At 43.1% G+C, this 21,629-nt stretch carries 17 protein-coding genes; 16 read left to right on the forward strand and 1 reads right to left on the reverse strand.

Annotated features, from left to right (window positions below):
* The first annotated feature begins 12 nt into the window (after nucleotides 1–12).
* The 8 genes from MHH49_RS19930 (at nucleotide 13) to MHH49_RS19965 (ending at nucleotide 9,548) form a co-directional block, all read left to right on the forward strand.
* The gene (locus tag MHH49_RS19930; protein ID WP_036676060.1) at nucleotides 13–675 is read left to right on the forward strand and encodes a response regulator transcription factor; all 663 of its coding nucleotides are present in this window, start codon (nucleotides 13–15) and stop codon (nucleotides 673–675) included.
* A 208-nt stretch (nucleotides 676–883) separates the two neighbouring features.
* On the forward strand, nucleotides 884–2,482 hold the full coding sequence (locus MHH49_RS19935; RefSeq protein ID WP_076101527.1) for a methyl-accepting chemotaxis protein: 1,599 nt from the start codon (nucleotides 884–886) through the stop codon (nucleotides 2,480–2,482).
* Nucleotides 2,483–2,523: 41 nt separating this feature from the next.
* Nucleotides 2,524–3,627, forward strand: coding sequence for a chemotaxis-specific protein-glutamate methyltransferase CheB (gene cheB, locus MHH49_RS19940; RefSeq protein WP_076101525.1), 1,104 nt, complete (start codon nucleotides 2,524–2,526; stop codon nucleotides 3,625–3,627).
* Between the two features lie 165 nt (nucleotides 3,628–3,792).
* Nucleotides 3,793–4,797 carry an AraC family transcriptional regulator gene (locus MHH49_RS19945; protein ID WP_076101523.1) on the forward strand — a complete coding sequence of 335 codons (1,005 nt, stop codon included), beginning with the start codon at nucleotides 3,793–3,795 and terminating at the stop codon, nucleotides 4,795–4,797.
* A gap of 199 nt (nucleotides 4,798–4,996) precedes the next feature.
* Nucleotides 4,997–6,412: an MFS transporter gene (locus tag MHH49_RS19950; protein WP_076101522.1), complete on the forward strand. Its 1,416-nt coding sequence runs from the start codon at nucleotides 4,997–4,999 to the stop codon at nucleotides 6,410–6,412.
* 134 nt (nucleotides 6,413–6,546) lie between these two features.
* The gene (locus tag MHH49_RS19955) at nucleotides 6,547–7,314 is read left to right on the forward strand and encodes an ABC transporter ATP-binding protein (RefSeq protein WP_076101520.1); all 768 of its coding nucleotides are present in this window, start codon (nucleotides 6,547–6,549) and stop codon (nucleotides 7,312–7,314) included.
* Nucleotides 7,304–9,280 (forward strand): FtsX-like permease family protein, encoded by a 1,977-nt coding sequence (locus MHH49_RS19960; protein ID WP_076101518.1) that lies wholly within the window; start codon nucleotides 7,304–7,306, stop codon nucleotides 9,278–9,280. The genes MHH49_RS19955 and MHH49_RS19960 overlap by 11 nt, the downstream gene beginning before the upstream one ends.
* Before the next feature lie 46 nt (nucleotides 9,281–9,326).
* Nucleotides 9,327–9,548, forward strand: coding sequence for a hypothetical protein (locus tag MHH49_RS19965; RefSeq protein ID WP_042190339.1), 222 nt, complete (start codon nucleotides 9,327–9,329; stop codon nucleotides 9,546–9,548).
* An 88-nt stretch (nucleotides 9,549–9,636) separates the two neighbouring features.
* Here the strand turns inward: MHH49_RS19965 and MHH49_RS19970 are convergent, their stop codons facing one another.
* Nucleotides 9,637–10,644 carry an ABC transporter substrate-binding protein gene (locus MHH49_RS19970; RefSeq protein ID WP_036676075.1) on the reverse strand — a complete coding sequence of 336 codons (1,008 nt, stop codon included), beginning with the start codon at nucleotides 10,642–10,644 and terminating at the stop codon, nucleotides 9,637–9,639.
* 213 nt (nucleotides 10,645–10,857) lie between these two features.
* Between MHH49_RS19970 and MHH49_RS19975 the strand changes: the two genes are divergently transcribed.
* The 8 genes from MHH49_RS19975 (at nucleotide 10,858) to MHH49_RS20010 (ending at nucleotide 21,595) form a co-directional block, all read left to right on the forward strand.
* Nucleotides 10,858–11,916, forward strand: a complete 1,059-nt coding sequence (locus tag MHH49_RS19975; RefSeq protein WP_036676077.1) for a FecCD family ABC transporter permease — start codon at nucleotides 10,858–10,860, stop codon at nucleotides 11,914–11,916.
* A gap of 62 nt (nucleotides 11,917–11,978) precedes the next feature.
* A complete protein-coding gene (locus MHH49_RS19980; RefSeq protein ID WP_370510596.1) occupies nucleotides 11,979–12,953 on the forward strand; it encodes a FecCD family ABC transporter permease in 975 nt (324 codons plus the stop codon).
* Between the two features lie 42 nt (nucleotides 12,954–12,995).
* Nucleotides 12,996–14,711: an ABC transporter ATP-binding protein gene (locus tag MHH49_RS19985; protein WP_076101516.1), complete on the forward strand. Its 1,716-nt coding sequence runs from the start codon at nucleotides 12,996–12,998 to the stop codon at nucleotides 14,709–14,711.
* A gap of 42 nt (nucleotides 14,712–14,753) precedes the next feature.
* Nucleotides 14,754–15,794 carry an NAD(P)/FAD-dependent oxidoreductase gene (locus MHH49_RS19990; RefSeq protein WP_036676089.1) on the forward strand — a complete coding sequence of 347 codons (1,041 nt, stop codon included), beginning with the start codon at nucleotides 14,754–14,756 and terminating at the stop codon, nucleotides 15,792–15,794.
* A 144-nt stretch (nucleotides 15,795–15,938) separates the two neighbouring features.
* Nucleotides 15,939–17,564: a helix-turn-helix domain-containing protein gene (locus MHH49_RS19995; RefSeq protein ID WP_076101514.1), complete on the forward strand. Its 1,626-nt coding sequence runs from the start codon at nucleotides 15,939–15,941 to the stop codon at nucleotides 17,562–17,564.
* Between the two features lie 132 nt (nucleotides 17,565–17,696).
* On the forward strand, nucleotides 17,697–18,722 hold the full coding sequence (locus tag MHH49_RS20000; protein ID WP_235219375.1) for an iron-hydroxamate ABC transporter substrate-binding protein: 1,026 nt from the start codon (nucleotides 17,697–17,699) through the stop codon (nucleotides 18,720–18,722).
* Between the two features lie 156 nt (nucleotides 18,723–18,878).
* Nucleotides 18,879–20,393, forward strand: a complete 1,515-nt coding sequence (locus MHH49_RS20005; protein ID WP_341138450.1) for a spore germination protein — start codon at nucleotides 18,879–18,881, stop codon at nucleotides 20,391–20,393.
* Nucleotides 20,390–21,595 (forward strand): Ger(x)C family spore germination protein, encoded by a 1,206-nt coding sequence (locus tag MHH49_RS20010; RefSeq protein WP_038572463.1) that lies wholly within the window; start codon nucleotides 20,390–20,392, stop codon nucleotides 21,593–21,595. Before MHH49_RS20005 ends, MHH49_RS20010 begins: the two co-directional genes overlap by 4 nt.
* Nucleotides 21,596–21,629: the final 34 nt, after the last annotated feature.

Genomic DNA, 21,629 nt, shown 5'->3' on the forward strand with positions numbered 1-21,629 from the left:
GGTGTATTAGGCATGATTCAAATTTTGTTAGTGGACGACCATCCCTCTGTCATGGAAGGGACTAAGATGATACTGGAACAAGAGGGAGATATGAAGGTTACCCTAGCCAATTCAGCCCATGAGGCGCTTAACATGGTGGGTAGCCATACGTTTGACGTGATGTTGTTTGATCTTCATATCGCTGATGGGAATGGGATTGATTTGGCGAAGGAAGTCTTAAAAATAAACGCAGACGCGATTATCTTAATCTATACCGGATACGAAATTACTAACAAATTTAACTTGATGATCGAATCGGGTCTGTTTGGGTTTATTTCAAAAACGACCAATAGAGAGCAGTTGGTTGCAGCAGTGCGTTGTGCTTTAAGGGGAGATGTCATTTTGCCTCATACCCTAGTTAAACAGTTAAGAAAAGTATCATCTAAAGGAATGGAGATTAATGTTGACCAAGCAAACCCGAAGATAAGCAAAAAAGAGCATGAAATGCTGACAGAGATTGCAAAAGGAAAAAGCAACAAGGAAATAGCAGAGATTGTACTTATGAGTCAACGATCGCTGGAATACAGTTTAACGAGTCTGTTCCAGAAGCTAAATGTGAAATCAAGAATTGAAGCGGCAATAAAAGCTAAACGACTGGGCATATTGAAGGAGTCCGATTTCAACAATTCACTATGAAAATTCGTAACAAACAAATAGATCAAAATCCCGTTCACGGTTCTGTGAGGCGGGATTTTTTGGTCTGCGCTTTTTTTGCGGGATGACGCAATATTTTTGCGTGGTCGCGCTATTTTTTTTCGGTTACCTTAATCTGCTTACCGTATATGATGAAATAGTTCCTAAGAATTACTAAAAAATGACTAACGCCAATGAGGGGCTGAGGAAAATGAAGTGGTTTTATAATTTAAGAACAGCAGTGAAGTTAATCTCCGCATTTCTGTTAGTATCCGCAATATTGTGCTTTGTAGGATTCTATGGAATTACGAATTTGAGTAAGATGGACCGCTCTATCGTGGACATGTATGAAAACCGCTTAACACCTATAGCTTATCTGGGAGAAGCGAATGAACTATTTTTAACAAATAGAATCAATATCCGTGATATAAACACGATGGCTAAAACAGTGGCAGAAAAGAAAGAATACGAAGATAAAATACATAAAAACGTTCAAAGTATTGAAGAGATCATGGGTAAATATAGCAAGACTGCGTTGAGAGCTGAAGAATTAGCCATAATGAAGGATTATCCTGAGATCTGGAAACGGTATATCACAAGCCTGGATGAGGCTATTGAATTAAATAATACAAATATTAGTAATGAGAAATATACAAATTTTTTGCTTGTAAGTGATTTGCAAACAGCTACAACAGAGCTGACTGACTTTCTGCAAAATTTAATAGACATCAATATGAAGCAGGCTCAAGGTTCGATTGTTAATGCCAATGACCTTTATCAGTCCTCTCGTTTGATTACGTTTAGCGTTACTATTGTTGCGCTGCTCATCAGTATTGGTCTGGGTCTTCTAATATCGCAGATCATAGCACGGCCTCTAAATCAAGTAATGCGCCTGCTAGGTAAAGTGGCTAATGGTGATTTAAGCGAAACGTCGAATCTGGAATCTAAGGACGAGATTGGAATGCTAGCTTATTCTGTTAATGAAATGGTTCTGAACCTAAGACGAACTGTGAGCGGCATTTCTTCTTCTGCGGAAAGTGTCTCAGCTGCTGCACAGCAAATCTCAGCAAGTACAGAGGAAGTAGCTAGTGGAAGTATGAGTCAAGCTAGTGCAGCACAAACGATGAATGAGTTGTTCCGAGAATTATCTGCGGCGATTAATTCAGTAGCCCAGAGTGCTGAACAGGCATCTGAGCTGTCAGATCAAACGATGCGTATCGCTCAAGATGGAGGGATCGTGGTTAAGAACTCCGTACAAGGAATGACAGTACTGGATACTCAAATGTCTAGACTTGCGGAAGATTCTGATAAGATTGGTGAGATTATTGCGGTGATTGAAGATATTGCCCAACAGACAAATCTGCTAGCCCTGAACGCAGCGATAGAAGCGGCCCGCGCAGGTGAACAAGGTCGAGGTTTTGCCGTTGTTGCGAATGAAGTAAGAAAGTTAGCTGAGCGGAGCAGTGGGGCTACGAAACAAATCACGGGCATTATCAAAGAAATGCAGAAGAATACGCAGCATAGTGTAAATGCCGTAGTAGAAGGAGTAGCTTTTTCACAAAAAAATGGAGAAGCCTTTGAACATATCCTTACGATGGTGAACGATACCGCTCATAAAGTAACAGAAATTGCGGCTGCCAGTGAAGAACAGGCTGCACAATCGTCTGAGGTGATGTTCTCAATTGAGAGCATATCCGCGGCAACTGAAGAAATGGCGGCAAGCAGCAGTGAAACGGCAACGACGGCCAATGGTTTGGCTCAGCTAGCAGAAGAGTTAAATAGTCTGGTATCTATTTTTAAAGTTAAATAAACAGTGTCAGGGGTATTATCATTGATAGGAGAGGAGAAGTAGTGCAAAAAATAAAGGTGCTCGTTGTAGCTGCTTCAGTAACCATGCGTAAACAGATCTCGAACCTAATTTCGGAGGATTCAACCCTCGAGGTCATTGGAGTAGCTCGAAATGCATCCGAAGCGATCAGCATGGTTCAAAAACTCAGGCCCGATGTCGTGGCTATAGATATAGAAATGCCGGAATTGAACGGTTTGGTAGCACTCACAAGCATAATGTCACAGCGGCCAACACCTATACTTATCCTGAGCTCAGCTACAAAGGAAGGTATAACTGCAACCATTACTGCTCTACAAAATGGTGCAGTGGATTTCATCTCCAAGCCAGCTCAATCTTATGGACCTGGTCTATACAGCATAAAAGATGAGTTATTATTCAAAATTAAGAAAGCCGCTGAAATTCCTTTAAGAACTCTTATTCTTAACAATATAAACATCTCCAAAGTGAAAGCTCGACAAGAGAAACAAAAAAACGATAAGAGTGGATGTACAGAAGTCATTGAGCAGATCGTGGGAATTGGATGTGGAGTAGGAGGGCCGAAGGCATTAGAAATCTTAATTACCTCACTTCCAGCGAGCTTCCCGTATCCCCTGCTAATTGTGCAACATATGCCGCCTAAGTACACAAAAGCATTGGCGGAACGACTGAATCGGTTCTCAAGTGTACGGGTGGTGGAAGCCAAGGACAAGCAATCGGTGCTCGGGGGAACCGTCTATATCGCTCCAGGTAATTCTCATATGACCATCATTCGGGAGGGGCAAGATCTCAGAATAAAACTTATGAAAAAGCCTGCAGTGAATGGGCACTGTCCTTCGGTCGATGTCTTGTTTGAGTCTATATCTGCATTAACTGGTCTACAGCAGCATTTAATCCTAATGACCGGAATGGGAAATGATGGCGCTAAAGGGATGCTAGCTGCCAAACATGCTGGTGCCCAATCAACGCTTGTAGAATCGCAAGAAACTTCTATTGAAAGTGAAATGCCTGAAGCAGCGGCGAAGCTGGGTTGTGTGGATTACGAGCTGCCCTCGCATTTGTTAGCCTCGAAGATTATGGAGGTTACGGGGGAGCTGAGATACCGAAGGGACACATTTCCATCAGTTTGAACGGTCTTATTTTACTTCTGAAAAAGCGTTGGCAGGATAAAATCCGCCAATGCTTTTTTGTATTTCAGGTTGACACTTTCAAGTGATAACAATTATCATTTACGGAGCTAGAGCAGAGATTATGTAACTCATCGTATACAAGGAGCGAAGAAGGAGAGGTTTGCGATGACTTTAAATATATTGAATATGGAAATTCATGATCTTTTTGATCAATTTACAGAACGGATAGAGGGGCATGTTGAGCATAACCAATGGGAACAACGGCTTACTATCCCTTCACATATTGGCAAGGGAAGTGTCACCCGTACACGGATTCGTCCAGGTATGGAGATTATGTATACGGACATAACTTACGAACAGGATATGAAGCTCCACATTCAAGAAGCTTGTCCGTTGTTTGAACTAAGCTATAATCTAAGCGGAGAAATCTATTGCGAATGGAACGGCAAGGAAAGTTACACGGATAAACAAATGGGCAATGTCCTTTTTCTAGAGGATGTTCAGGTGTATGAAGAGAAAAAAGCAGGTGTCCCCAATCAATTGCTGGAAATACGGTTTGCTCCTAGTGAACTGCTGAATTACGCCGGAGATTTATCGGAGAAGCAGCAGATGGAAACCTGGCTTAGACATCATCGTGGCAATATTGATCGTTATCCAGATACTGCGGCAATCCGAAAATGTGTCTCCGAAATAATCCACTGTACCTATCATGGAACATTGAGACGTTTATATATGGAGAGCAAAGCCCTTGAATTTATTGCTTTGTTTGGTGAGTCTGATGGTTACGGTTCTATTAGCGATAGTATGACGCTGCGGCACGATGATATTACCAATCTGAAGCGGGTACATGAATTGGTGCAAATCCATTTCGAACAACCGTTATCTATACGTGAGTTGGCTAAGCGGGTAGGTATCAACGAATTCAAGCTAAAAAAAGGCTTCCGCGAATTATTTGGCATGACGATCTTCGAGCTAGTACGTATAAAAAGGATGGAGAAAGCGCTCTGGTATATGGAGGTTGAAGGTTTGAATATAGGGAAAACAGCTGTTTCGGTCGGATATAGCAATGTCAGCAATTTCACGACGACCTTTCGTAAGCATTATGGCTGCAATCCAAGCGAATACTTAAAACGTATCGAACAACAGAGTTTGGAACGAAACAGGCTGTAGGAAGATTTGTAAATGCAGAAAGCTTAAAGCTTCAAGTGTTAGAACATAGGGTTCGGAATCGAACGTTATATTCTGTCTGCTTGAGGTTTTTTTGTGTTTGCTCCCTTATCAAGGAGTGCACCTCCCTTAACAGGTAGAGAAAAAGACCACTCTAAATGATAATAATTACATAGATTGCAGATAAAAAGGTGGTTATACAATGGAACAACAACAAGTAGATTCGCACCGGTGGTATGCGCTGGGGGTTATTTTACTGCCAACATTACTTATTTCATTAAATACTTATATGATTCAAGTTGCGCTTCCATCTATGCAATATAGCTTGAACGCAAGCTTTTCGGAAGCACAGCTTATCGTTACCGGATTTTCGCTAGGATTAGCTGTGGCGTTGATTATTAGTGGAAAGCTTGGGGATATATACGGCAGAAAACGGATGTTGATGATCGGGGTGAGCGGGTTTACGGTCATGGCAGTGTTAGGCGGATTGACCTCAGATCCGGAACTTCTGATTATTATTCGGATTGTGCAGGGTTTGGCTGCGGCGTTTATTCAACCTCAGGTTCTATCTACGCTGCAGGTCAGCTTTCTGCCAAAGGAAAAAGGGCTTGTTTTCGGCATTTACGGCGCCATGATTGGTTTTGGATTTGCATTCGGATTCATCCTCGGAGGCACTATTGTGAATTGGAATCCGTTCGATCTCGGTTGGCGGACGGTGTTTTTTTTCAATGTGCCATTTGGACTTCTCGTCCTGCTGTTAATGCCGATTGTACCTGAAACACGGGCTGAGCAGGCGCACAGTATTGATTGGACTGGAAGCTTCCTTCTGCTGATCGGTTTGTTCCTGCTGATCTATCCGTTGTCAGAGGGACAAAAACAAGGGTGGCCGTTGTGGATTTTTGGCTGTCTAATGTTAGCTCTTTTCGTGTTGTTTACTTTTATCTGGGTTGAAAATCGAAAGGGAAAGCAGGGGGCGTTACCGTTAGTCGATCTGTCTATTTTCAGAGATCGAACATTTAGCGCTGGTCTGGCAACCGTTCTTGTCCTTTATCTAAGTATGTTCTCTTTCTTTTTTATTTTGAGCTATTATATGCAATTTGGTTTGCACTATAGTGTTCAAGATACGAGTATGGTTTTCTTGCCTATAGGGATAGGCTTTTTTCTGACTTCCTTAATCTCGTCTCGAATGGTCAAAAGATGGGGGATGAGTGTTCTTAAGATAGGAGCGCTGATGATGGGTAGCTGTAGCCTGCTGCTTATGTTAGAGCTAAATGTGGACGTTACGCATCTGCTGGACCCTCGTAATATCCTAATATTATTGATATATGGTTTCGGTCTCGGAATGGCTACTACGCCCCTAGTTAACGTCACGCTTAGTTCAGTACCCCCAAAGATCACGGGCACGGGTTCAGGCTTGATCACTACCTTTATGTATTTTGCGAATTCGTTAGGAGTGGCGTTAATCGGTATTTTATTCTCCGCTTCGCTAAAGCATTCTCTTTTGGAAGCAGATCTAGCGGATTATGTAAGGGCGTTTTCCTTCTCATTAGCAGCAATCGGAGGACTTGCTTTTACTGGTTTTCTTTGCCTTTGTTTTTTGCGGGAGCGGAAATTATAGAGGAGGTATCCTGCTTTTTTTGCGCTGTGAGCAATCTAACAAACGAACGCCCTTCTTAGCTTTATAGTAATACCGAGTGATTGAATTCCATTTAATGTAACTCAATTCAAACCTATCAATGAGAAGGTGTTAGGATGTCCATACTGCAAGTAGAGAATCTCTCAAAAGAATACAAAGGAAAAGGCAAAACGAATCGGTATCGAGCGCTGAACGGGATTAGTCTTACTGTGGACAGTGGCGAGTTTGTGGCGATTATGGGACCCTCGGGGAGCGGAAAAACGACACTTTTAAATATACTAAGCGGAATCGATACGGAGTATAGTGGGGTTGTAAGAATTGCAGAGACTAGTATAAGTGAGATGTCCAAGAACGAGCTTGCGCTTTTTCGCCGGCAGCGTATGGGATTCGTTTTTCAGGATTACAATCTGCTGGATAGTCTGACCCTACGGGAAAATATCATGGTGCCCATGGTGCTGGATGATCAAGAGGTAGAAGATATCAATGCCAAGACAGATGAGACGTTATCGCTATTTGATCTGGATGAGGTGAAGGACAAATATCCTTATATGGTTTCAGGGGGGCAACAGCAGCGTGCGGCGATCAGCAGGGCGATTATTAATCATCCAGATGTGATTTTTGCGGACGAGCCGACGGGGAATTTGGATTCCAAATCCTCGAGTACGGTGATGGCAACCTTCGCCAAGCTCAACACTCTAAAAGGAGCAACGATAGTGATGGTCACGCATGATCCTTTTGCGGCCAGCTATTGTAATCGCGTGCTTTTTATCAAAGATGGGAAGGCTCTACTAGAGATTGCTAGAGAGAATAAAGAGCGCAGAGCATTTTTTGATCTGATTCTGGAGAACCTGGCCTTTATTGGAGGGGGAGAAGATGACCTTTAGGAGAATGGCATTTCAGATATTTAAGGCGAATCTTAGAAGATATTTGTTGTTTTTCTTATGCAGCAGCTTTACAGTCATGATCTTTTTTACATTTTATTCGCTGTACAGTAATCCTGATTTTAATGACCCTTATCAAGTGAATGGGATGGTGTCAGGTAATTTATATGCTCCTTTTTTGGTGATAAGAGTGTTTGCTGTTCTGTTTATTGTATATGCGCAGATGGCCTTTTTGAAATTCAGAAAAAGCGACTTTGGGCTATTAATGGTACTTGGAATGACAAGCCACAATATCCGCAAAATCATTTTGTTCGAGAATAGCATGATCGCTTTAGCCTCGATTCTCACTGGTTTAGGTGCAGGGACGGTTTTCTCCGGTATTTTTTTCTTCATTGTTTCGCTGTTAGTTAATATTGGGGACAGTGCTTTTATACTGACGCTGGATAGTTATCTGTATACCATTAAATTCTTCGCGGTGATTTACATAGTTGTGATTGCAATCAATTTGCTATTCACTTTGAGATACAGCATTTTACGTCTTTTAAAAGAATCCAGAACCGCAGAACGCAACCTGATTCATGGGAAAATCACCGGAGTCATCGGAGTTTTACTGTTGGGAATCTCCGTTTATAATATGCTCACTCATTACAACCCTTCCGATGCTCGCATGATGTTAATAAATCTGGGAATTAGTATGTTGGGCGTTTATTTGCTGCTGTCAGGACTTGGGGACTGGATGAAACTTTTTATATCGCGATCAAGCAGAGCATATCACAAGCACCTGCTGTTTAGTTCCAATTTGATCTATACCCTTGGTCGCTCCAAAGTAGTGCTTTCTCTCATCACCTTTCTCGTCTTCATCACGATTTCTCTAAGCGGGATTATTTTTTATTTGACCTGGAATGCTGAGGAAATTCCGGTTGCAAACAATCCATATGATATTGCCTATTCAGAAGTATTCGGAAAAAATAGCATCTCACCAAAAATACTAAGTGAGATCACGGATCATGGCGCTACGCCGCTGCTTTCACACCAAAAGCTGGAGTATATCGACTTGTTTAATTTTAAAATATTTCTGGACCAGAATATAAACGCATTAATCGGCTCTGATTATCATGTGGAGAAAGATCACTTTCTAAATCTGGCCACAGTTGCACAAGGAGAAGAGTGGAAGAATCAAAGACCGGAAATGCCCACCTTTGACCTGACGCTTGCTTCCGGGAAGCATACGCTGTATTCACAAGGTATCCTATTTAACATGGTATTTAACCCTGTGCCGAATTTAATGAATGGTCTTCATATCATTGTAAACGAAGAGGATTATATGGCGCTGAAAGCGGAAAATAAAAAAGCGATCGGTATCCTTCAGCTCCTGAATTTTAAGGATTGGAAAAAAACTGCGGATATAGATGCTAAGTTAAATGCCGCTTTAGCCAAATATAACAAAGACAATACAGAGTCCTGGTATGGCAATGAGCGGCAAGAGGCCCTCGTATTCTCTACGAAGTCTAGAATAAGTGACTATCTACAGTTACAGGAGTCTGGCCGATTTGGAATCTTCGTAATTTCATTTGTTGGTTTAATATTTTTCGGCGCCTCCGGGATAGTGCTGCATTTCAGTATTCAGACCGATTTAGAGCGTGAGCGGATCAAATTCAGGAAGCTGAACAAGATTGGAATTACTACTAAGGACGTGGCTCGTATTATAGGCGGCCCTTTAAAAGTGCTGTTTTTTCTCCCTTATGCATTAGGTATTGCATTGTCTTCTTTTTATGTTGTTGGTTCTTCCAGGGTTGAAATGTCTACAGCTCTGGAGCCGATGTGGTTTTGTTTGTTAGTAGGCGGAGCGTATCTTTTATTTCAAGTCCTCTTTTATCGTATATACACTAAAATATACACTCACAATATGCTGGTACATATTAAGCTACTCGATATTCCCTTAATAGAACAAAATGAGATTTCAATTTAATCCCAAATATGATAATATTGGTGCACAAAACGTGGGGGGATTCCATTTGAAAAAGATTTTTTCCAGAATTGCAGTCGCATTAATGATCTTGACCCTTGTTGCGATAGTCACTTGCTTTTATATTGGTGAATTCACCTATGCGTATGGATTAATTTTGGTGCTGTTTTTCGTATTTGCGGGGATGGGGCAGCTCTATAAGCTTAAAAATGATGAGTATATGTACAAAAAATTAAATAACACCGATGAGTATAATGAATATACTAGATGATATAAATTTAACAGAAGCTTATTATGTATAGCCAAACACCCCACTTTAGACAGTGCCTAAAGTAGGGTGTTTTTGTATGTGCCTATGTTTATTTCTTACCGTTGCGTTCAAGAATCATATCTACGAACAGATCAATCTGTGCGGTAATCGCAATCGGATCATAGCGGTAGTAGGTATCAAAATCATTGTAGAATAGATGATCGTTCTTCGCAGCATCAAGTCCGTTCCAAACTGGAGATTCCTTCAGTTCTTTCAGCTTATCTCCTTTTTTGTCAGGATCATAAGTGGTGAGGAACATGTAGTCAGCTGCATATTCTGGCAATAGCTCCATGGACAGCTGCAACGTTTGGTTGTCATTGCTGTTCTTAGTAGGCATTTTTAGCTTAAGTGCGTTATAAAGGGCTTGTCCACCCCGGCCAGCATTATTTCCGAAGGTCCATAGCTCACCTTTATCAGTCAGCTCATAGATTCCAAAAGTATCATTTTCATTTACGACACCTTTAAGCTTCTCGCGGCCTTCAGCAGCCTTTTTCTCAAAGTCAGCAATAAATTGTTCAGCTTTGTCAGGCACACCTACAATGTCACCGAACAGTTTAACAGTTTCATAGATATTTGTAGCAGTTCCGTATGGAATATGAATGGTTGGAGCAATTTTGGATAAAGCATCGTAGTTATCATCATACATAACGACGATTAGATCAGGTGTAAGTTCCAGAGCTTTCTCGGCGTTAACTGGAGCACCGACATCTTGTGTGTTTGTGAGCAGGTCTTTCAAGAAGGGATTATCAAAGGTACTAGGTTCGACACCTACAACATTTGCTCCTACGGAGAGCAACTCCCCACCATAATAATCTGTAATAATCCGCTGTGGTTTTACAGGTATTTGCACAGTACCTTTAGTGGTTTCATAGCTACGCATTTCAGCAGCTGAAGCCTCAGGAGCAGTCGTTGGCTCTGTGCTCGGTGCTGTAGTTGCTTCTGTTGTTTCTGTTGGTTTATTAGATGAAGCATTGTTTGTTCCCCCGCAAGCTGTCACAAATACAGACAATAACATTATGAGTGCCAGGATGGGGAAGAGGGTCTTTCTTTTTAGCATGATAAACCTCCCTATATATGTGTACCAACAAATAATAATGAGAATCATTATCATTATTATTTTCAATTTGAACTTTATCAAATCCTAGAATTCCTGTCAATGCAATAAAATAAATGCCTCCTATTAAATCTATCTATTGCCAAACCTAGGAAGGCTCATTTACAATAGCATAGTGATAATGAGAATCAATTTCATAGAAATAGGGTGGCATTCATGAATCAACAGATATCTTCCAAGATTAGACCTAATAAAGGGTCAGCCATACAAGAGTTCCGTTCACGTCCTTGGGCTGCCACGTTAATCTTGGTTGGCGGTCTGGTACTATTAGCACTAGGTATCGCTGTTTCAGTCTCCTTTGGAGCGGCTGATATTAAACTTTCTGTGGTGTGGGCAGCTGTGTTTCACTTTGATCCGGAGATCATGGATCATCAGATTATTAGAGAATTACGATTACCCCGTGTACTTGGCGGGGCAATGATAGGGGCCAGCTTTGCAGTTGCGGGTGCCATTATGCAGGGAATGACCCGAAATCCACTCGCAGATTCAGGTTTGATGGGCATCAACTCAGGCGCAGGATTTGCGCTGGCGCTTTGTTTTGCATTTTTCCCGAATCTATCGTTTATGTATTTAATCCTATATTCCTTCATTGGTGCCGGAGTAGGGGCTGGGGTTGTGTATGGGGTCGGATCATTGGCCAAGGGAGGGCTGACTCCTGCTCGTCTGGTGCTGGCAGGTGCTGCTTTTAGTGCACTGCTGTCAGCGCTGAGTGAAGGGGTAGCTTTATATTTTCACATTGGGCAAGATTTGGCTTTCTGGTATGCGGGAGGCGTGGCTGGGACGAAATGGATTCAGCTTAAAGTCATGTTCCCTTGGATAGGAGCAGCGTTAATTGGGGCTATGGTAATATCCCGATCGATTACAATGCTCAGCCTAGGTGACGATGTTGCTAAAGGGCTAGGCCAGCGCACAGGGCTTGTTAAGCTGGCAGGGACTTTAATCGTATTGATTCTGGCTGGATCATCAGTTGCAGTAGTAGGAGCCGTTGGGTTCATTGGACTAATTATTCCCCATTTGACCCGTTTTTTTGTAGGTGTGGATTACAGATGGATCATTCCATGTTCAGCTATTCTTGGCAGTCTGCTTGCAGTATTTGCAGATTTAACAGCACGGATGATTAATCCCCCTAATGAAACGCCGCTTGGAGCAATTATTGCACTGATCGGTGTACCTTTCTTCCTTTATCTTGCACGTAAAGAAAGGAGGGAACTGTAATGATAGAGAAAACTTCATTCGATTCCTTCCAAGCCGCCAAAAATAAACGTGGCTTAGTTATAATGATTATTTTAGCTGTACTGATTGTTATTGCTTTTATTATTAGTATGAATACAGGATACATACGTTTGACACCTATGGAGCTGCTTAATACGTTATTCGGTAAAGGGACGGATAAGCAAGAGTTGATCTTGTTTCAATTTCGGCTACCGCGTATTGTGATCTCCGTTCTGATAGGCGCAGGTTTGGCTGTATCCGGAGCTGTGATGCAGGGCGTCTTTCGTAATGCTTTGGCCGACCCCGGCATCTTAGGGATTAACGCTGGTGCAGGAATTATGGTTATGCTGTTAATATCTTTTTATCCGACGGCAACCGCGGCTCCGGTGTATCTGCTGCCTATGGTGGCGTTTGTTGGTGCGGGAATTACTGCTGCCTTGATCTATGTCTTAGCTTATAAACGGCATGAAGGAATAAAACCCATGCGACTGTTGCTGACCGGTGTAGCGGTTGCAGCTGGAATGAGTGCAGCGATGATCGTGCTGACTCTTCGGCTGGATCCGGAGAAGTATCAGTTTGTGGCTACTTGGCTTGCGGGAAGTATTTGGGGCACAAGCTGGAAGTTTGTACTTTCTTTACTACCGTGGATCGTAATTCTCGTGCCGTATGTCATCTATAAAGCAAGGGTAATGAACGTCCTTAATTTGGGTGAACAGACAGCTGTAGGACTTGGGGCTGCTGTAACGAAAGAACAATTCCGGCTTCTTGCGGCTGCGGTTGGTCTAGCTGCGGCAAGTGTTGCTGTGAGTGGTGGGATTGGCTTTGTCGGCCTTGTCGGCCCCCATTTGGCGAGACGACTAGTTGGACCCAAACATCAGCTCATGCTGCCAACCTCAGCGCTGCTCGGCTCACTGCTAGTCATTATAGCGGATACCATTGGGCGCTGGATCTTACAGCCATCTGAGATCCCCACTGGAATTGTTGTTGCTGTAATTGGAGCGCCATACTTTTTGTATTTGCTAGCCCGTACTAAATCTTGATGAAAGAGGATGGTCAATCACCGGAAGGAGCGAATTTTTACAATGTTGCGTCGTTTTTTTGCTTACTATAGACCCTATAAGGGATTGTTTATTCTTGATTTCTCCTGTGCTATTGCTGCTGCACTGCTGGAACTAGTCTTCCCACTGGCGGTTAACCGGGTAGTGGATGATATGCTGCCAAGTGGGAATTGGAAATGGATTCTCTATTCTTGCCTCGGTTTGCTGGGGATATATATCGTCAGCGCCTTTATGCATTTTGTCGTTACTTATTGGGGGCATAAGCTGGGGATCAATATCGAGTCGGATATGAGAAAAAAGCTATTTGATCGTGTGCAGAAGCTCTCTTTCAACTTCTTCGATAATAACAAAACAGGCCATTTGGTCTCGCGGATGACAAATGATCTGATGGACATCGGTGAGATTGCCCACCATGGTCCTGAAGATTTATTCATAGCAGTGATGACGCTGCTTGGTGTATTCGGTATCATGCTTAGCATCAATTGGAAATTAGCTATTCTAACCTTTGTAATTGTCCCGCTGATGATTTATTTATCCATGTACTTCAGTCGCAAAATGTCCAAAGCGTTCCACATCATGTTCGCGGACATTGCTGACTATAACGCACGCGTAGAAAACAATGTAAGTGGGATCCGTGTTGTGCAAGCTTTTGCTAATGAGAATCATGAAATTTCCCGTTTTGCAGTTAATAACGAACGCTTCCGTATTACGAAGCTTATGACCTATCGAATTATGGCTTGGAATTCATCCTTTAGCTTTGTGCTCATGAAGCTGGTCTCGTTATTCGTTCTTGTGTGCGGAACCTATTTTGTAATCCAGAAGCAAATGACTTACGGTGAATTTATTGCTTTTGTGATGTTGTCTAATGTCTTCTTAGGACCTTTGCAACAGATTAACTCGGTCATTGAGACCTATCCTAAAGGGATCGCTGGTTTCAAACGTTATCTTGAACTGCTGGAGACGGAGCCAGATGTTGATGACGCAAAAGACGCTAAGCCAGTGTCTCATCTGTCAGGGAATATAACCTTCCAGGATGTAGCTTTTGCTTATAGTGATAAAGAAAAGGTGCTAACCAATGTGAACTTATCGATTTCGGCAGGAGAGACGGTTGCACTTGTGGGTCCATCCGGTGCTGGTAAGACAACACTTTGCAGCTTGCTGCCACGCTTTTACGATGTAAGCGAAGGCAACATCTCTATTGATGGAATAGATATTCGCTCCATGACGTTAGAATCACTTCGTTCCCATATCGGGATTGTACAACAAGATGTATTCCTGTTTGACGGAACCATCCGTGAGAACATTGTTTACGGCAGATTGGGAGCTTCCGATGAAGAAATCTGGGAGGCTGCGGGACGCGCTCAGCTGGAAGAACTGATCAAATCTCAGCCTGCTGGGCTGGATACAATGATCGGTGAGAGAGGCGTCAAGCTTTCTGGCGGCCAGAAGCAGAGGTTGTCCATCGCCCGGATGTTCTTGAAGAATCCGACGATTCTCATTTTGGACGAAGCAACCTCTGCATTGGATACTGAAACGGAGTCCGCTATACAAGAGGCCCTCGCCGAGTTGTCTGAAGGACGCACAACACTTGTTATTGCTCATCGCCTTGCAACGATCAGAAATGCGGACCGTATTGTTGTCGTTGCGGAAGGCGGCATCGCAGAACAAGGTAAGCATGAGGAACTGCTGCAGACTGCCGGAATATACAGCCGATTGCATGAAGCGCAGTTTGGAGCTTAAGTAGCTGAAGGGATCACTAGAATATAATTTTGGAGGGACACGATGAATAAACAACTGGAATTATACGATGTAACCATTATTGGTGGCGGACCTGCTGGGATGTATACAGCTTTTTATAGTGGAATGAGAGACTTGAAGACAAAGTTAATTGAAGCGAAGGATGAGCTCGGAGGAAGAATGCTTATTTATCCCGAAAAAATGATCTGGGATGTAGGAGGCGTAACCCCAACTCTTTGCCATCAACTGATCGGTCAGCTCAAGGAGCAGGCTCAAACCTTCGATCCGACTATTGTGCTGGGTCAGCAAATTATGAATCAAGAGAGACAAGAAGATGGGACGTACATCTTGACCTCTTCTACTGGGGAACAACATTGGACCCGCACAGTCATTTTGGCAATTGGTTACGGAATTCTACAGATGGCAAAGCTTGAAATTGAAGGTGCAGATCGTTATGAGGTGACGAATCTTCATTATACCGTTCAAGAGCTGGAGCCGTTCCGCGGTAAAAGAGTGCTAATCTCCGGTGGAGGCAACTCCGCAGTAGATTGGGCGAATGAATTGGAGCCCATCGCTGCAAGTGTGACGATTGCGCATCGCCGCGAACAGTTTGGCGGACATGAGAAAAACATTGTGCGGATGAAGGAATCCTCAGTCAATGTCCGTGCGCCATATGCAGTAAGCCAATTACACAGCAGTAATGGTGAAACGATAGATCAGGTTACGATCAGCCATATAGAGACAGGTGAAACAGAGCAGTTTGAAGTGGATGCTGTCATTGTGAATCATGGTCTGAAGAGCGATTTTGGTCCGTTAAAAGAATGGGGCCTTGATATGGGCGAGTGGTGTGCGAATGTAACTGATAAGCTGGAGACCAATCTTCCGGGTATATTCGCAGCAGGTGACTTTGTGGATTATGCGAGCAAGGTTCGTTTGATCGCAGGCGCTTTCACTGATGCGGCTCTGGCGCTTAATAGCGCAAAGCTGTACATTGACCCGACCGCGGCCAAAGTCGCTTACGTATCTTCTCACAATGAACGGTTCAAAGAGAAGAATAAAGCGCTTGGAGTCGTTGACGACCACTAAGGATAGAGGCTTCTCAAACCATAAAATCTGAAGTTTTATATAAAGCGTATAGGAGATCTTATCCATTTCGAGCGGAGAGAACCCTTATACGCTTGCTTTCTATTTTATGGGTTATTAAGTCTAGCAGTCTGGAAGGGAGCAGGAATGAAGCTATCAAATAATAACCCGGTTCATAGAATTTATCTGTTAAAAGAGGCAGGGAAACGCCAATGCGGCGGCGGTCACATCAATAAACCCCAGATTGCCCAGTCCCCACTCTTCCTGACACCAATAGAAGCTATCGTTCAAATAACCATAGAAGGAGAGACAGTAGCTCTTAAAAATGGTGAAATTCTTTTTCTAAGCACAGGTGTGACTTATCAAATTGATGCTCCATTAGAGACTGTTATCTCTGTTCTAGCAATCTCCTATGAGGTATATGGGCTAAGTAATAGCACGGAGCAAGAATTGGTCTATGGACTTTGCCGTGAAATTTTTCCGGTCAATGGGATTTTACCTATACGTACGACGAATAAAATAACTCGCTTATTCAGCGAATTAGAAGACGTTGCTGCCAATAATTTAGAAGTACAGGCAGATAGAATTCAATCCTTGCTGCATCAGCTACATCAACTGCTCGTAGAGGCTGACGCTGAAGCAGACATTACGGATAGTTCATATTTCAGAATGCTCGCTTATATCCACCAGAATTTCCAAAAGGAGATTACGCGGGAGATGATGTCTCGAATGATGGGCTTCAATCCTCGTTATTTCTCAGTATGGTTCCGCAAGCAGACGGGTTGGAGCTTCACCGAATATGTAACTCATTTAAGAGTAAATAAAGCGAAAAAACACTTGATGTCCAGCAAAGCAACAATACAGGAAATTTCGCAAAAAGTTGGCTATACAGATGGACTATATCTGAGCCGCAAATTCAAGCAAGTCACCGGGATGACCCCAACAGAATTCCGTTTACGTCCCAAACCGAAGCGGATAGTAGCGTTACAATTTTTAGGGGATTTACTTGCGCTGGGAGTGAAGCCTGTCGCGGTTGAAGAAGATGTGATGAACTACTCATTGCTTTTGCTGCCGGAACTGGCGGGTGTGCGATCATTTGAGTTGCAGGGATGTCCGGCGGAAGCGGACTGGTCTGGGCTAGAAGCCGATCTAGTTATTGCACCGACCTATCTGAGCCCTCGTCAGCTTAAATGCATGGAAAAGTTGGGTCCACTAGTTACTGTGGAGTGTGATAAAATGGACCGCCTGGAACAGATTCGTTTATTCGGCAGACTGCTGGGAGAAGAGGAGCGGGCAGAGGCATGGATAAGGCACTATCATTTGAAAATAGATTTGGCCAAGCAGCGTTTGTCCTCATTAATTGAATCTGGTGAAACGGTAGCGGTGTATGAGATTAGGCAAGATAACAGTATTTATATCTGGAATTATACAGCCCGAGGGGTGTACAATCTGTATCCAATGCTGGGGGTAACTCCACCGGACAAGGTAAGGTCAGATGTTCTGGAGCGGAATGATCATTTATGCATCTCACTGTCGGAATTGCCAATATACGCGGCTGACCATATGTTTGTGGTTGTATCAGGACAAGAGGACTGGATGTCGAGAACACGTAAACGCATTAGTAAAAGCGCGGTTTGGCGCAATCTTCCAGCATTCAGGAATGAATGCATATATTACCTGAAGCTTGAGGAATTTTGGGGCAGCGAAGGGCTTGCGCTCGAACGCCAGCTGGAAATACAGACAGATTTGTTAACCGGCCATAAATTAAGCTGACAATCGTCCATAGCTAAATTGATGTATTAGCGTGTATATATGTTTTCCCGCGGAGACGGTATATTAAACAAAGATCTTAATGATATTGATTATCAATATCATAATAATATAAAGTCTCAAGGGGGATTTACATTGTACAGAATTATATCGTTAGGAAAAATAAGCATGATAGCTGTTATGCTTACGCTGGTGCTGCTGTTGAGCGCATGCGGACAAGCTGCTAATCAGGGGAATGCTCCAGCTAGCACGTCGGCTGAAGTGGCTAAAAGCACTAATGATTCTGTAGTTGCCAGCACGGAGCCGGCTGCTGATGCAGAGTATTGGACGTACGAAAGCGACAAAGGCCCGGTGCAGATCCCACGCAATCCACAAAGAGTTGTGATTCCGGTACAAGACTTTATTGGTGATCTTCTGACGCTTGGCGTGACGCCCATTGCCGTTGCCGGGAATGACATCTTGAACCATCCATATTTCAAAGAGGCGCTGACAGGTGTAGAAGTAGTAGGCGATGACATGACGGTGTCCCTGGAGAAAATAACGAGCCTCGAACCGGACTTGATTATCACTTATCAGGAAGATACCTATGAGCAGATCTCTAAGATTGCTCCGACTGTCTTTATTCCTTGGGGCAAATACGACTATAAGGAACGATTGATCGAGATCGGGAAAATCTTGAACAAGGAGCAGCAGGCTGTAAAGTGGGTGGCGGATTTCAATCAGAAGCTGGAAGCGAAAAAAGCGGAATTGGCTGATCTGATCGCAGCTGACAAAAAGGTGGCGATCTTTGAAATTGCCGGTAAAGAGCTGTATTTATACGGTTCGTCATATGGGCGCGGTGGAGAGATTATATATAACGGATTGGGGCTGCATGCACCTGATCTTGTCCAAGAGGCAGCCTTTAAAGAAGGCTGGGCTTCCCTCTCACTTGAAGCGTTGCCCGAGTACTTAGGTGAAGCTGATTATATCTTCCAAGGCTTCAGCCGTGGTGTGGAGCAGGATAAGCTGGACATTCTGGACAGTGTCTTCTGGCAGAACCTACCTGCTGTCAAGTCGGGTCATGTATTCACCTACGATCTAAAAACTTATTATCTATCCGATGCTTATGCGCTGGACAAGCAGCTGGATGAGATAGTTACGTTGCTGAAGTCTCTTCAATAAGTTAATTTCAAAAGAGTAAAAGGGGATGTTCGCTGAGCTATAGTAGCTCAAGGACATCCCTTTTGCGTATTTATATTCCAAGTTAAGGGAGGTTATAGATTCCATTTGTTGCATAAAAAAGCGGTGTAGAACAAATAGTATGAGCAGGAGGTGTTAATGATGGACCCCTTTAACTCTACTATTTTGGACGATAATCTTAAAGAGCTTCAAGAAAGGCTTGGCCATAGCCCTGATATTGTTATTCGTAGAATTAAATCCACTACCACACAGGTTGAGGTAGCTGCTGTATATATTGAGGGATTAATAGAAAAATTAATGGTCAACGAGTTTGTGGAGCATGCGATGTCGTTCGATAAGCTAAGTGAAGAAAACCCGGTGGTAACATCCGCTGAAGATATCTTTTTGTATATGAAAGAAGTGGCGAGAGGGATCGGAGAAGAACAGACACTTGAAGATTGGGATGTGCTTTTTGAGGCTTTATTCTCTGGGGATACCCTTCTTTGGGTCAACGGGATAAGGGCAGCTATCAGAGGGAATACAAGCGGCGGTGAGGTTAGAGCGGTATCGGACGCTACAACTCAAGTAGCCATTCGTGGCTCCAAGGAAGGCTTCACAGAATCTATTGGGACGAATATCTCTCTGGTGCGCAGGAAAATAAAAAGCCCTAATCTCTGGGTGGAGTCGATGAAGATAGGTGACGTCACGCAAACGAATGTATCTATTATGTATATTCATGGAATCGTCAATGATAATACCTTAAAGGAGCTCAGAACTAAGCTGCAAAGCATTGATATAGACGGGATTCTGGAATCTGGATACATTGAGCAATTTTTAGAAGATACTCCCTTTTCTCCATTCCCAACATTATATAATACGGAACGTCCTGACAGTGTTGCAGGAAATCTTTTAGAAGGTCGAGTTGCTATATTTGTGGACGGGACCCCGTTTGTGCTGATTGCACCTACAACCTTTTTTATGTTTTTACATGCCGTAGAAGATTATTACCAGCGTTATGATATCACGACTTTGATCCGATTATTGAGATTTATTTGCCTTGTTATTTCGTTATTTGGCCCAGCGTTATTTATTGCAATTCTAAACTTTCATCAAGAAATGATCCCAACGGCCTTACTTATTAATTTTGCTTCACAAAGGGAGGGGGTTCCATTTCCGGCTTTTATTGAGGCTATGCTGATGGAATTTACCTTTGAGATTATACGTGAAGCAGGAATTCGTATGCCATCCCCTATAGGCCAAACTGTGTCGATCATTGGGGGCTTAGTGTTAGGACAGGCAGCCGTACAAGCCGGTATTGTCTCTCCTGCAATGGTTATTGTAGTTTCACTTACAGGAATATCCAGCTTTGCTACTCCCGCTTTTAATATGGCTCTTTCCATACGTATCTTGCGTTTCATCATTATGTTTATCGCAGCCTTTATGGGGCTTTATGGAATAACGATCTTTACTTTTATTTTGGTTGCTCATATGTGTAGCTTGAAATCGTTGGGTTTTCCGTATATGTCTCCATTTGGTCCTTTTATCGCTGAGAATCAGAAGGACTCGATCTTGCGTGTGCCCTTGAAATATATGAAAACTCGGCCGCGTCTTGTTAGCCAAAAAAATAATACTCGACTTAAGGTGAATGATGGGAAGCCGGGGAGTGGCAAATGAAGGTCGGATGGATGATGCGTTCATTTATTTGTATATGCTGCTTAATGTTGCTGACAAGCTGCTGGAACAGTCGGGAATTAAACAATTTAGGCATTGTGACTGGTATAGGTGTGGATAAGGTGCCGAATAAAGAGGAATATCATGTTACTTTTCAGATTGTGAATCCATCCTCAACAGCCACAAGTGCAGGAGCTAGCACCGGACAACCCACGGTCACTATTTATTCTTCTACGGACCGTACGATCTTTGGCGCTTTTCGCAAGACTTCAAAAAAGGCGGCAAGACAGATGTTTTTTGCACACACGCAGCTATTAGTTTTAGGCGAATCTACAGTGAAGAGCGGTATTGATGGGATTTTTGACATCTTTGAAAGGTCCCATGAGCTGCGGCTCAACACGAATGTTATTGTAGCCAGAGATACGGAAGCATCCTCTATTCTGAAACTATTGCTTCCCGTAGAAAGCCTGCCTGCAATTGGGATTATTAAAAAGAGTAAAAATACCGCTAGAATATATGGAGAAAGCCGGGATATCAATGTTTTTGAGCTAATTAATGGTCTCAGTGGAGAAGGGTCAGTGGTGATATCCGGAGCCAGAATTCTTGGAGACGCTGAAGAAGGAACTAAAAAATCCGGGATGGAGCAAACTAAAGTAAAAGCACTTGTCACAATGAGCGGGCTTAGCGTATTGAAAAAAGGGGTTTTTCAGGGGTGGCTGGATGGCCCTCTTGCTCGGGGGGCACTATGGGTACAGAACGAGATTAATGAAACCAGTATTAATGTAGATTCAAATGAGGTTAAAGATTCGATAGCCGTTAACATTAATTATTCAAAAACAAAAATTAAGATTGAACTCCGCAATAAAGTACCCGTCATTCATGTAAATGTTGTGGAAGAGGGGACGCTTAGTGAGGCACAGAGTTATATTGAGCTAAGTGATAGAGAGGTAATCGTTCAGTTGGAACAACAAGTGGCTCTTAAAACTAAACAGGAAATAACCCAAGCCTTACAGGCTGCTCAAACTATGAAATGCGATATTTTCAATTTCGGGAATGAACTGAAGCGCACAAATCCAAAAGCATGGGAGACTGTTAAGGACGATTGGGAGTCAGTGTTCGCGGAAGCGGAAGTGGATGTTTCTGTAGAGGCCTATATTCGCAGTGTTGGAATGAGATTAGAGCCGAAATTGTTAAAGGAAAAATGAAAGTGTTCAGTGAGAAAGGTGGGAGAAGGCCACT

It is taken from the genome of Paenibacillus sp. FSL F4-0122, from assembly GCF_038002845.1.
In the GTDB taxonomy this organism is placed as follows: Bacteria; Bacillota; Bacilli; order Paenibacillales; family Paenibacillaceae; genus Paenibacillus_AQ; species Paenibacillus_AQ odorifer.